General features: G+C 69.8%; 12 protein-coding genes and 1 pseudogene. 6 read left to right on the forward strand and 7 right to left on the reverse strand.

Annotated features, from left to right (window positions below; all coding sequences use genetic code 11):
- The 3 genes from DY245_RS05745 to DY245_RS48145 all read right to left on the reverse strand — a co-directional run.
- The coding region (locus DY245_RS05745) for a TIM barrel protein (RefSeq protein WP_147318325.1) at positions 1-431 on the reverse strand (431 nt) is incomplete at its 3' end.
- 114 nt (positions 432-545) lie between these two features.
- Positions 546-2,327, reverse strand: a complete 1,782-nt coding sequence (gene gcl, locus DY245_RS05750) for a glyoxylate carboligase (RefSeq protein ID WP_128504212.1) — start codon at positions 2,325-2,327, stop codon at positions 546-548.
- A gap of 317 nt (positions 2,328-2,644) precedes the next feature.
- Positions 2,645-2,923 (reverse strand): hypothetical protein, encoded by a 279-nt coding sequence (locus tag DY245_RS48145; protein ID WP_425329346.1) that lies wholly within the window; start codon positions 2,921-2,923, stop codon positions 2,645-2,647.
- A 23-nt stretch (positions 2,924-2,946) separates the two neighbouring features.
- Between DY245_RS48145 and DY245_RS48150 the strand changes: the two genes are divergently transcribed.
- Positions 2,947-3,426: a hypothetical protein gene (locus DY245_RS48150; protein WP_425329347.1), complete on the forward strand. Its 480-nt coding sequence runs from the start codon at positions 2,947-2,949 to the stop codon at positions 3,424-3,426.
- On the opposite strand, the gene DY245_RS05760 is transcribed toward DY245_RS48150, so the two are convergent.
- Positions 3,423-4,649 carry an acyl-CoA dehydrogenase family protein gene (locus DY245_RS05760; protein ID WP_128504215.1) on the reverse strand — a complete coding sequence of 409 codons (1,227 nt, stop codon included), beginning with the start codon at positions 4,647-4,649 and terminating at the stop codon, positions 3,423-3,425. The genes DY245_RS48150 and DY245_RS05760 overlap by 4 nt on opposite strands.
- A 162-nt stretch (positions 4,650-4,811) precedes the next feature.
- Here DY245_RS05760 and DY245_RS05765 point away from each other — a divergent pair, with 162 nt between their 5' ends.
- A complete protein-coding gene (locus tag DY245_RS05765) occupies positions 4,812-5,459 on the forward strand; it encodes a TetR/AcrR family transcriptional regulator (RefSeq protein ID WP_128504217.1) in 648 nt (215 codons plus the stop codon).
- A gap of 31 nt (positions 5,460-5,490) precedes the next feature.
- Here DY245_RS05765 and def read toward each other — a convergent pair whose 3' ends face one another.
- Positions 5,491-6,051 carry a peptide deformylase gene (def, locus tag DY245_RS05770; RefSeq protein WP_128504219.1) on the reverse strand — a complete coding sequence of 187 codons (561 nt, stop codon included), beginning with the start codon at positions 6,049-6,051 and terminating at the stop codon, positions 5,491-5,493.
- A gap of 186 nt (positions 6,052-6,237) precedes the next feature.
- Here def and DY245_RS05775 point away from each other — a divergent pair, with 186 nt between their 5' ends.
- From DY245_RS05775 to DY245_RS05790, 4 genes are all read left to right on the forward strand, one after another.
- Entirely contained in the window at positions 6,238-7,476 is a 1,239-nt protein-coding gene (locus DY245_RS05775) for a MurT ligase domain-containing protein (RefSeq protein ID WP_128504222.1), read from the forward strand.
- Positions 7,477-7,504: 28 nt separating this feature from the next.
- Positions 7,505-8,233: a type 1 glutamine amidotransferase gene (locus DY245_RS05780; protein ID WP_128504224.1), complete on the forward strand. Its 729-nt coding sequence runs from the start codon at positions 7,505-7,507 to the stop codon at positions 8,231-8,233.
- A gap of 192 nt (positions 8,234-8,425) precedes the next feature.
- Positions 8,426-9,451 (forward strand): 6-phosphofructokinase, encoded by a 1,026-nt coding sequence (locus DY245_RS05785; protein ID WP_128504226.1) that lies wholly within the window; start codon positions 8,426-8,428, stop codon positions 9,449-9,451.
- Positions 9,452-9,610: 159 nt separating this feature from the next.
- On the forward strand, positions 9,611-10,570 hold the full coding sequence (locus DY245_RS05790) for a cytochrome c oxidase assembly protein (RefSeq protein ID WP_128504228.1): 960 nt from the start codon (positions 9,611-9,613) through the stop codon (positions 10,568-10,570).
- Positions 10,571-10,964: 394 nt separating this feature from the next.
- Here DY245_RS05790 and DY245_RS05795 read toward each other — a convergent pair whose 3' ends face one another.
- Together DY245_RS05795 and DY245_RS05800 are read right to left on the reverse strand one after the other, a co-directional pair.
- On the reverse strand, positions 10,965-11,393 hold the full coding sequence (locus tag DY245_RS05795; RefSeq protein WP_128504230.1) for an SSI family serine proteinase inhibitor: 429 nt from the start codon (positions 11,391-11,393) through the stop codon (positions 10,965-10,967).
- Positions 11,394-11,592: 199 nt separating this feature from the next.
- Positions 11,593-11,906, reverse strand: a pseudogene (locus DY245_RS05800) (hypothetical protein); the annotation flags it as partial.

The following is an 11,906-nucleotide window of genomic DNA, read 5'->3' on the forward strand; positions in this document are numbered from 1 at the left end:
GCACGCGCCGCGAAGACCAGGTTCTCCAGCGCCAGCGCGTCCTGCTCAGCCGCCGAGACTCCCTCGATGCGGTTGCCGTAGAGCGCGTTGAAGCTCGTGCACCCCAGCGACTTCGCGAACTCGATCGCCACCGGCACATTCGCCCGGAACCGCTCCGACTCCTCCCCCGGAACCGACAGGGCGCCGCGGTCGGGACCCGGCAGCTGACCGGCGTAGAAGTTCAGCCCCACCAGCCGCACCCCGGCATCGTTCAGCGCGCTCCGCAGCGCGTGAAGCTCCGCCTGCTCCGGAACCGGGGCATCCACCCACGGCCACCACAGCTCCACCGCCGTGAAACCCGCCGCCCGCGCGGCCGCCGGCCGCTCCAGCAACGGAAGCTCGGTGAACAGGATCGACAGATTGACGTTGAAGCGCGTGTCCGTGAAACCCATAAGGGCCGGCGCTCCTTCCGGATAGCGGATTTTGGTTTCTGTTCTACGGGATGGTGGCGAGGCCGGGCGCGCCGGTCAAGCTGCGCCCGGCCCACCGTCCGGATCGGATCCGGGTCAGGCCTTCAGCGGCTTGATCGCAGTGGGCGCATGGCCGGGCTCGGTCGCGATGTCTTCCCACTCGTTGACGCTGGCGATGTCGCTGCCGCTCATCGAGATGTTGGTGATCCGCTCAAGGATCGCCTCGACGACGACCGGGACACGGTGCTCGGCGGCCAGCTTCTTGGCCTGCTCGAAGGCGGCGCCCAGCTCGCTCGGGTCGGTGACCCGGATGGCCTTGCAGCCCAGGCCCTCGGCGACCTTGACGTGGTCCACGCCGTAGACGCCCAGCTCCGGCGAGTTGATGTTCTCGAACTCCAGGTTGACCTGGAAGTTGATGTCGAGGTTGCGCTGCGCCTGGCGGATCAGGCCCAGGTACGCGTTGTTCACCAGGACATGGACGTAGGGGATCTTGTGCTGGGCGCCGACGGCCAGCTCCTCGATCATGAACTGGAAGTCGTAGTCGCCGGAGAGCGCGACGACCGGCGTCTCCGGGTCGGCGGTGGCAACCCCCAGCGCGGCCGGGATGGTCCAGCCGAGCGGGCCGGCCTGGCCGCAGTTGATCCAGTGGCGCGGCTTGTAGACGTGCAGCATCTGGGCGCCGGCGATCTGGGAGAGCCCGATGGTGGTGACGTAGCGGGTCTCCGGGCCGAAGGCCTTGTTCATCTCCTCGTAGACGCGCTGCGGCTTCATCGGGATGTTGTCGAAGTGCGTACGGCGCTGGAGCTGGGCCTTGCGCTCCTGGGTGGAGGCGGCCCAGTCGCTGCGGTCGGGCAGCTTGCCGGCGGCCTTGAGCTCCTTGGCCACCTCGACGAACAGCTCCAGCGCGGCCTTGGCGTCCGAGGCGATGCCGTAGTCCGGGGCGAAGATCTTGCCGATCTGGGTCGGCTCGATGTCGACATGGACGAACTTACGGCCCTGGGTGTAGACGTCCAGCTTGCCGGTGTGGCGGTTGGCCCAGCGGTTGCCGATGCCCAGGACGAAGTCGGACTCCAGGAAGTTGGCGTTGCCGTAGCGGTGCGAGGTCTGCAGGCCGACCATGCCGGCGTTCAGCTCGTGGTCGTCGGCGAGGATGCCCCAGCCCATCAGGGTGGGGACGACCGGGGTGCCGGTCAGCTCGGCGAACTCGACCAGCAGCTCGGAGGCGTCAGCGTTGATGATGCCGCCACCGGCGACGATCAGCGGGCGCTCGGACTCGTTGAGCAGCGCGATGGCCTTCTCGACCTGTGCGCGGGTCGCGGCCGGCTTGAAGGCCGGGAGCGGCTCGTATGTCTCGGGGTCGAAGTCGATCTCGGTCAGCTGGACATCGATCGGCAGGTCGATCAGGACCGGGCCGGGGCGTCCGGAGCGCATCAGGTGGAAGGCCTGCTGGAAGACGCCGGGGACCTGGGCGGCCTCCATCACCGTGGTCGCGGCCTTGGTGACCGGCTTGGCGATCGAGGCGATGTCGACGGCCTGGAAGTCTTCCTTCTGGATCACCGCGGTCGGGGCCTGGCCGGTGATGCACAGGATCGGGATGGAGTCACCGATCGCGGAGTAGAGGCCGGTGATCATGTCCGTGCCGGCCGGGCCGGACGTGCCGATGCAGACGCCGATGTTGCCCGGGTGGGTCCGGGTGTAGCCCTCGGCCATGTGCGAAGCGCCCTCGACATGGCGGGCCAGCGTGTGGTCGATCCCGCCCGCGCTCTTGAGTGCCGCGTAGAAGGGGTTGATCGCGGCGCCCGGCACTCCGAAGGCGTTGGTCACGCCCTCACGCTTGAGGATCTCCACCGCGGCGCGGGCGGCTGTCATTCGAGGCATCGAGTACTCCTGCGTCGACCTGTCACGGGCACGTCCGGCGAAGGGGCCGGAAGTTCTTAATTCCGCATCATGGAATTAATGTTTTGCTTTATGGAAGGAAGTTAGAGCGCGGCGATCCGCCCGTCAAGGGGATGACGGGCGGGCGATGCCGAAATGTCCGAGAGGGGCGCGGGCGCGCGGGCATGGCACGCGGGCGCGGTCGTGGGCGCTGTGGCCTGCGGACATGCGGGCACGGAGGGCGTACGGAATACATGAAATGCGCGGAACGCGAAGAGCCGCGCACCGGGCGACTGCCCGATGCGCGGCTCGTACCGGGCTCACCCCAGCAGTGACAGCGCCAGCGCGCCCGCGATGGCGAGCGCGTACCCGGCGGCACCGAGCGCCACGGTCCGCGTACGGCGCCGCTCGCTCGGATCCGCGCGGGCGAGCAGCCACGCCAGCAGCGGCAGTACGAGGATGCCGTGCAGGCTCACCCCGTGGACGGGCTTGAGAAAGCCACCGACGACGTAAGCCGGCTGCTGGTGGCCGGAGTTGACCTGGGCGACGCCGCGAGCGATCATCGCGGCCCCCGAAGCCAGCCCAATGAGCAGGGTCACGAACCCGGCGCAGGGCCAGTTGCATGCTCGGCGCGAGCGCGGGGTTGCCGCGGAAGGCCCGTACGGCAAAGACGACCAGCGTCGCGATCAGTACGGCACCACCGACCGCGAGCAGCGTCGAGACCGAACTGTCCAGCGCCGTCTCGCGGTTGAAGTGCGAGGGCACACGCCGCCATGCCTGCACGGTGATCCCGGCGACCTCCGCGGCACAGTCCGCGGCGAAGATCCCGAGCGTCACCGACCGCAGCCGTCCGCCGATGCGGAGACACGAGGTCAGCCAGGTGATCGTGATCAGCGTCAGCCCGAAGGACAGACCGAACGTCACCGGCTTCCGCCAGGAGACCGGCCCCCGCCAAGGCCCACCCATAGCGCCGTACGGCGGAAGGCTCGGGCGGCACTCCGGCGGGAGTAGCCCCGAGACCCACCGGGCGCACACAGCCGGTCGCCGGCACCCCCGCATCAGGGGCACCGGCGACGGTGTGGACAGAGTTACGGCCGGCTAGCGGATCGGCATCCCCGACAGCGTCCGAGCGATCACCAGCCGCTGGATCTCACTCGTACCTTCGAAGATCGTGTAAATGGCGGCATCGCGGTGCATCCGCTCGACCGGGTATTCGCGGGTGAAGCCGTTGCCGCCGAAGATCTGGACGGCCTGGGCGGTGACCTTCTTGGCGACCTCGCTGGCGAAGAGCTTGGACATGGAGCCCTCGGCGGAGGTGAAGGGCTTGCCCGTGGTGGCCATCCAGGAGGCGCGCCAGACCAGGAGGCGGGCGGCGTCGATCTGGGTGCGCATATCGGCGAGCTGGAAGGCGACGCCCTGGTTGTCGATGATCGGGCGGCCGAACTGGGAGCGGGTCTTGGCGTACTCCAGGGCCTCTTCGTAGGCCGCGCGGGCGGTACCGACCGCCATCGCGCCGACCGCGGGGCGGGAGGCCTCGAAGGTGGCCATCGCGGCGTTCTTCACACGCTCGCCGCCCGCCTTGGCCTTCTCGCGGGCGCGGGCGAGGCGCTCGTCGAGCTTCTCCTTGCCGCCGAGCAGGCAGTGGCCGGGGACCCGGACGTTCTCCAGGACGACCTCGGCGGTGTGCGAGGCGCGGATGCCGTGCTTCTTGAACTTCTGGCCCTGGGAGAGGCCGGGGGTGTTCGGGGGGACGATGAAGGAGGCGTGGCCCTTGGAGCCGACGTCCGGGTCGACGACCGCGACGACGACATGGACATTGGCGATGCCGCCGTTGGTGGCCCAGGTCTTGGTGCCGTTGAGCACCCACTCGTCCTTGGCCTCGTCGTAGACGGCACGGGTGCGCATCGCGGCGACGTCCGAGCCGGCGTCCGGTTCCGACGAGCAGAAGGCGGCGACCTTGACGTCATTGGCGTCGCCGTACATCTGCGGGACCCAGGTGCCGATCTGCTCCTCGGTGCCGTTGGCCAGCACGCCGACGGCAGCGAGTCCGGTGCCCACGATCGACAGGGCGATGCCCGCGTCGCCCCAGAACAACTCCTCCATGGCCATCGGAATGCCGAGGCCGGTGGGGTCGAAGAACTGCTGGGCGTAGAAGTCCAGCGAATACAGGCCGATCTTGGCGGCTTCCTGGATGACGGGCCAGGGCGTCTCCTCGCGCTCGTCCCATTCGGCGGCGGCGGGGCGCACAACGTCCGCGGCGAAGCCGTGAATCCAGTCACGGACTTCCTTCTGCTCGTCGTTGAGCTCCATGGTGAACTCGGCCATGTCCCCTCCAGTGCTGCAGGCATTTCAGATGTTACTAGCGGTAACCCGCAGTGTGTTACTCGTCAGTAAGGGATGTCAACTCCCCAGGGAACGAATTCGTGGTGGAGGACGGGTGTTACGTTGCGCGAGCGCCACGGATTCACAAGGGTGGGGAGCACGACCATGGAGAGCACAGAGCACAGCGGCCGCCAGCAGACGGCGACCGAGCGCAGACGGCGGGAGCTGCTGGAGGCCGCCGAGCGCATTGTGCTGCGCGACGGCCCGGACGCCTCGATGAACGCCATCGCCGCCGAGGCCGGCATCACCAAACCGATCCTCTACCGGCACTTCGGTGACAAGGGCGGGCTGTATCGGGCACTGGCCGTACGGCACACGGATGCCTTGCTGGCCAACCTGGCGACTGCGCTGGACGCACCCGTCCTGCGCCGGGACCGGGTCGAGGCCACTCTCGACGCCTATCTGCTCGCGATCGAGACCCGGCCGCAGGTGTACCGCTTCCTGATGCACCCGTCGGACGAGGACCATCCGTCGGAGTCCAGCTTCGACGTGGGGCGGCACTCCGCTCCGCTGCTGCGGCGGCTCGGCGAGGAGCTGGCCAAGGTGATCACCGACCGGCTCGACCTGGGGCCGGGCGGCGAGCTGACGGCACGGGTATGGGGACACGGCATCGTCGGCATGATGCACGGCGCCGGCGACTGGTGGCTACGCGAACGCCCCTGCTCCCGCGAGCAGTTGGTCGAGCAGCTGACCGATCTGCTGTGGGGGCAGCTGGCCGCGGTCAAGGACCGCGTGGACGGCCCCGGTTTCTGAGACCGGGACGCAGAACGGGCGGGCCGGTCGCTCAGCGGCCGGACTCCCCCGCCTCCGCGGCCCACGGGGCCTTGGCCGCCGCGCGCAGCGCCCGGCGGCGGCGCAGTCCGGTGAGGCGGTCGACGTAGAGACCACCTTCGAGATGGTCGCACTCGTGCTGGAGACAGCGGGCGAAGAAACCGGTGCCGGTCACCGTCCTCGGCTCGCCGGTGACCGTGAACCCGGTCACTACCGCGTGGTCGTGGCGCGGGGTGCCGGCCTCGATGCCGGGGAGCGAGAGACAGCCCTCGGGCCCGCGGATCACCGGTCCGTCGGCCTCGACGAGCCGGGGGTTGACGAGATGCCCCAAGTGACGGCGGTCCTCGTCGTCGGGGCAGTCGTATACGAACACCCGCAGCGGGACGCCGATCTGGTTGGCGGCGAGGCCGACCCCGTGCGCCGCATACATCGTGGCGTACATGTCCTCGATCAGACGGGCCAGGTCACCGTCGAAGGTGGTGACCTCCTGGCAGGGCCCGGTCAGGGCCGGATCGCCGAGCAGGCGCAGTGGACGGGGGCGGCCGGAACTGCCGGGGATGGTGCGGGATGGCATGGGGGTAAGCGTACGGTCCGGCTCGCACCGGATGTCGTCGCACGGGTGGCGGGGTTCGGGCCCGCGCCCGGATCTCGATAGGCTGATCCCCGACCGAAGCCTCCGGCCGGTCGTCGGCTGCGGAGGAGGCGTTCCACCGGCAGCCTCACGGCAGGCGGGCGCCGGATGCAAGGAGGATCAAGGACGATGGCAGGCAACACGGAGCCGCTGTCGCCGCGGGCCAAGCTGGCCGTGACGGCGGGCAAGGCCGCGGCGGCGGTGTCGCGCGCGGCGGGCCGCGGCAGCGGATCGGTGATCGGTGGCCGGGTGGCGCTCAAGCTCGACCCCGACCTGCTGGCGCGGCTGGCCCGACACCTGGACGTCATTCTGGTGTCGGCGACCAACGGCAAGACGACCACGACGAGGCTGATCGCGGAGGCGCTGCGGGCCAGCGGTCCGGTGGTCTCCAACGCGCTCGGCGCCAACATGCCGGCGGGCATCACGTCCGCGCTGGCCGGTGGATCGGATGCCCGTTACGGCGTCATCGAGGTCGACGAGAAGTACCTCGCGGGTGTGGCACGTGATGTGACGCCGAAGGCCATAGCGCTGCTGAACCTCTCGCGCGACCAGCTCGACCGCGCCGCCGAGACCCGGATGCTGGCCGAGCACTGGCGCGAGGGGCTGGCCGGCTCCAAGGCGCTGATCGTCGCCAACGCGGACGACCCGCTGATCGTCTGGGCGGCCTCGTCGTCCGCGAATGTGGTGTGGGTCGCCGCCGGGCAGGAGTGGAAGGACGACGCCTGGTCCTGCCCCTCGTGCGGTGGTGTGATGCAGCGGCCGGGCGACGACTGGTTCTGCGGCGAGTGCGGCTTCCGCCGCCCCATGCCCAGCTGGGCACTCTCCGGCGACCATGTTCTCGACCCGCACGGCAGCGCCTGGCCGATCAAGCTGCAGCTGCCGGGGCGCGCCAACAAGGCGAACGCCACCACCTCGGCCGCGGTCGCCGCCGCCTTCGGTGTGCCGCCGCAGGTGGCCCTGGAGCGGATGTTCTCGGTGCAGGCCGTGGCCGGCCGCTACGACGTGGTCAGTTTCATGGAGCGGGAGCTGCGGCTGCTGCTGGCGAAGAACCCGGCCGGCTGGCTGGAGACGTTCTCGCTGATCGACCCGCCGCCGACCCCGGTGATCATGTCGGTGAACGCGCGCGGCGCGGACGGCACGGACACCTCCTGGCTGTGGGACGTCGACTACACCCGGCTGGCCGGGCATCCGATCTTCGTGCTGGGCGACCGCAAGCTGGACCTTGCGGTGCGCCTTGAGGTCGCGGGGCTCGACTTCCAGGTGTGCGACAGCCTCGACGAGGCGGTGGGGATGGCGCCGCCCGGCCGGATCGAGGTCATCGCCAACTACACGGCCTTCCAGGACCTGCGCCGGCGGGTGGGCAACTGACGTGATGCACGGACAAGGACGAGCGAGAATGAGCGACAACAGCCTGCGCCTGGTGTGGATCTATCCGGATCTGCTGAGCACGTACGGCGACCAGGGAAACGCCCTGGTGGTGGAGCGGCGGGCGCGCCAGCGCGGGCTGGACGTCCAGCGCGTGGACGTACGGTCCGACCAGCAGATCCCCACCTCCGGTGACATCTATCTGATCGGTGGCGGCGAGGACCGGCCGCAGCGGCTGGCCTCCGAGCGGCTGATCCGCGACGGCGGGCTGAGCCGCGCCGTCTCCAATGGCGCGATCGTCTTCTCGGTGTGCGCCGGCTACCAGATCCTGGGCCACGAGTTCATCAATGACCTCGGTGAGCGGCAGCAGGGCCTGGGGCTGCTGGACGTGGTGTCCACCCGCGGCGAGGGCGAGCGCTGCGTCGGCGACGTACTGGCCGATATCGACCCGCAGTTGGGGCTGCCGCCGCTGACCGGTTTCGAGAACCACCAGGGCGTGACGCATCTGGGCAAGACCGCCCGGCCGTTCGCCAAGGTGCGGTTCGGCAAGGGCAACGGCGTCGGTGACGGCTTCGAGGGCGCGTACAACGACACCGTCTTCGGTACGTACATGCACGGCCCGGTGATGGCCCGCAATCCGCACATCGCCGACCTGCTGATCAAGCTGGCGCTGGATGTCAATGCGCTGCCTCCGGTGGAAGACCGCTGGTACGAGGCGCTGCGCCAGGAGCGGATCGCCGCGGCAACTCAGCCCGCCTAATTCCGGTTGATACCGAGTTAGGGCGACTTGGGCGATTACTCGATCGCCGCCCGCATTCAACCGTTTTCGTACGCCCGCAGTCCCGCACTGCGGGCGTACGTGTGCCCGGCGGCCCCGCGCTTGTAGGGTGAGCGGGATCCAACCGGACGACGGGGTCCGGGCCCCCGGTTGAGTTGCAGAGGTTTTCGAGCAATGCGTATTGGTGTACTCACCTCCGGCGGCGACTGCCCCGGCCTGAACGCCGTCATCCGGTCCGTCGTCCACCGTGCCACCGCTGATCACGGCGATGAGGTGATCGGCTTCCGCGATGGCTGGAAGGGCTTGCTGGAGTGCGATTACCGCAAGCTCGACCTCGACGCCGTCGGCGGCATCCTGGCGCGCGGCGGCACCATCCTCGGGTCGTCGCGGGTACAGCCCGCCCATCTGCGGGACGGCGTCGAGCGGGCCCGCGGCCATGTCGCCGAGCTGGGTCTGGACGCGATCATCCCGATCGGCGGCGAGGGCACGCTGAAGGCGGCGCGGCTGCTGTCGGACGCCGGGCTGCCGATCGTCGGCGTACCGAAGACCATCGACAACGACATCGCGGTCACGGATGTGACGTTCGGTTTCGACACCGCGGTGGGCGTCGCCACCGAGGCCCTGGACCGGCTCAAGACCACCGCCGAGTCCCACCAGCGGGTGATGATCGTCGAGGTGATGGGGCGGCACACCGGCTGGATCGCGCTGCACTCGGGCATGGCGGCCGGTGCGCACGCGATCGTGGTGCCGGAACGGCCCTTCGACATCGACGAGCTCACCGCGCGGGTCGCCGAGCGGTTCGAGGCCGGCAAGAAGTTCGCGATCGTGGTGGTCGCCGAGGGCGCCAAGCCGCGCGAGGGCACGATGTCCTTCGACGTCGGCGGCAAGGACATGTACGGGCACGAGCGGTTCGCCGGTGTCGCCCGGCAGCTCTCCGTGGAGCTGGAGAACCGCCTCGGCAAGGAGGCCCGTCCGGTCATCCTCGGCCATGTCCAGCGCGGCGGTACCCCGACCGCGTACGACCGGGTGCTCGCCACCCGCTTCGGCTGGCACGCCGTGGAGGCCGCGCACCGTGGGGAGTTCGGGATGATGACCGCGCTGCGCGGCACCGACATCACGCTGGTGCCGCTGGCACAGGCCGTGGAGACGCTCAAGACGGTGCCCGCAGAGCGCTACGACGAGGCCGAGTGCGTGCTGTGACCTCGGTGGCCTCGGCGCGATAGTTCCGCGCCGCACGAACTGCCCCCGGCCGATCCCATGGCCGGGGGCAGTTCTAGACGGGTGTCCCCGCAGGCGGGACTTCGGACTCACCCGTCTAGTCTTGTCGCCGGAGCATTGGTACGAATCAGGAGCGAGCGGATGGATCACAGCGGGCACGGCATGGACGGCATGAACATGGATCTGCCGCCGTTCACGCTGGGGCGTGGCCTGGAGTTCGGTGGTGATCCGTTCTTTCTCGTCGGCTGCCTGCTGGGGCTCGGCCTGTACGGCTGGGCGGTGATCCGGCTACGGCGGCGCGGGGACCACTGGCCGGCGGGCCGGATCGTGGCCTGGGCCGTGGGCGTACTGACGGTGGCGCTGGTGATGTGCACCCGGCTCAACGACTACGGCATGGCGATGTTCAGCGTGCACATGGTCCAGCACATGGTCGTCAGCATGCTCTCGCCGATCCTGATGCTGCTCGGGGCGCCGGTGACGCTGGCGCTGCGCGCGCTGCCGACCGCCGCGCGCGGCCGCAAGGGCCCGCGCGAACTGCTGGTGGCGCTGCTGCACAGCCGCTATATGCGGATCATCACGCACCCGGCGTTCACCATCCCGCTGTTCATCGCGAGCCTGTACGCGCTCTACTTCTCGCCGCTGTTCGACTTCCTGATGGAGTCCCGGGCCGGGCACATCGGGATGATGGTGCACTTCCTCGCGGTCGGTCTGGTCTTCTTCTGGCCGATCATGGGCGTCGACCCGGGCCCGCACCGGCCGGGCTATGTGATGCGGATGCTGGAGCTGTTCGCGGGCATGCCGTTCCATGCGTTCTTCGGTATCGCGCTGATGATGGCCACGGAGCCGATGGTCGACACCTTCCTGCACCCGCCGGCCTCGCTCGGTATCGAGGCGCTCTCCGACCAGTCGGCCGCCGGCGGCATCGCCTGGGCGTTCAGCGAGATCCCGTCCGTGGTGGTGCTGATCGCCCTGGTCTTCCAGTGGTACAAGTCCGAGAAGCGCCAGTCGCAGCGCGCTGACCGGGCCGCCGACCGTAACGGCGACAAGGATCTGGCCGACTACAACGCCTATCTCGCCTCGCTCAACGCACGGGGGCAGTGACCGCACGTCGCCACTCTGGCGCCACGGGCCGCGGCCGGGGACGATGGTCCCATGGCCGCGGCCCGTGGCGTTGTGCCCCGGGCTGCCATGAGGAGGTTGCGGGTATGCCCGGATCTGCTAAGACGATGGCCGTGTGCACGGTGGGCGGACTGGTGGTCGCCAGCGCCTACACGGTGGCGCTGGGCGCCAATGGCTGGCTCTGGTTCGCGTGGGTGGTGCTGGCGCTGGTGACGATCGGAGTGGTGGCGGCGCGGCCGGTGNAGCGCCTACACGGTGGCGCTGGGCGCCAATGGCTGGCTCTGGTTCGCGTGGGTGGTGCTGGCGCTGGTGACGATCGGAGTGGTGGCGGCGCGGCCGGTGTGAGTCCTGGGGCGACAGGCGGCGCGGTCGGGCGTCAGAAGCGGAAGACGGGCCCGGTGGCGGAGTCCATCATGCAGGCGTTGGCGTACTCCTTGCGCCAGTTCACCGGGCCGCCGCGCCAGGAGCCGGTGGCGGTGACGGTGACCGGGTCGTACTGCTTGGTGCAGTTGCGCGGCTCGCCAGGTAGCGCGTCCATATCACCGCGCGCCCAGGTCAGCGCGTCGCACGCGGCGGTCGCATGCGGATGCCGGCCCTGGGTGTCGGGGCAGTTGAGCCGCACCCCGCGCATCCAGGTGTTGCCGGACCCGGAGACGGTGAGCTGCAGGCCCTGATCGGGGGGAGTCGTTTCGTCGGCACCGGCCGGGCCGGCGGACAGGGCGACGGCGAGCGCCGCCGACACGGTGGCGAGCACGGTCACGGACACGGTGGCACGGGCGGAGCGGCGTCGACGGGTCACGGGCATCACTGTCTCCTGGGAACGCTCGGTGGGATCGAGTGCGGGAGCCTTGACGGAGACGCGCGGCACCCGGCGGCCCCAGGCCATCCCGCCGGGCCCCGATCGACAAGCGGCCACGCCGTGATGTCGCCCGTACGGGCCCCGGACCGTGACGAGGTGGCCGGTGACGGAGGAGGCGACTCCGTCACCGGCCACCGGACCGGGATCAGCCCACGCGCTCGATGCGGGCGCGGCGGATCAGGAACTTCCCCTCCTCACGTACCTGCTCGAATGCGGCGTTGTTGAGCAGTGCACAGCTGCCCGACGTGGACGTCACGGACACGGTTGTCGACTTGTTGTTGTCCAGGTTGGTCACCTTCAGTTTGGTCCCGGTGGGGAACTGGTTGCTGGAGGCCGCCGGGGCGCCGCCCTCACCGGAGAGGGTCACCGTCGAGCCGGCGCAGACCACCTCGCCGCCGGCGGGCGGGTCGTCCGAGGCGGGCGGCGCGGCGGACCCGGGCGGCGCCTGCGAGGCGGGCG

The organism is Streptomyces inhibens (genome assembly GCF_003389455.1).
Classification (GTDB): Bacteria; Actinomycetota; Actinomycetes; order Streptomycetales; family Streptomycetaceae; genus Streptomyces; species Streptomyces inhibens.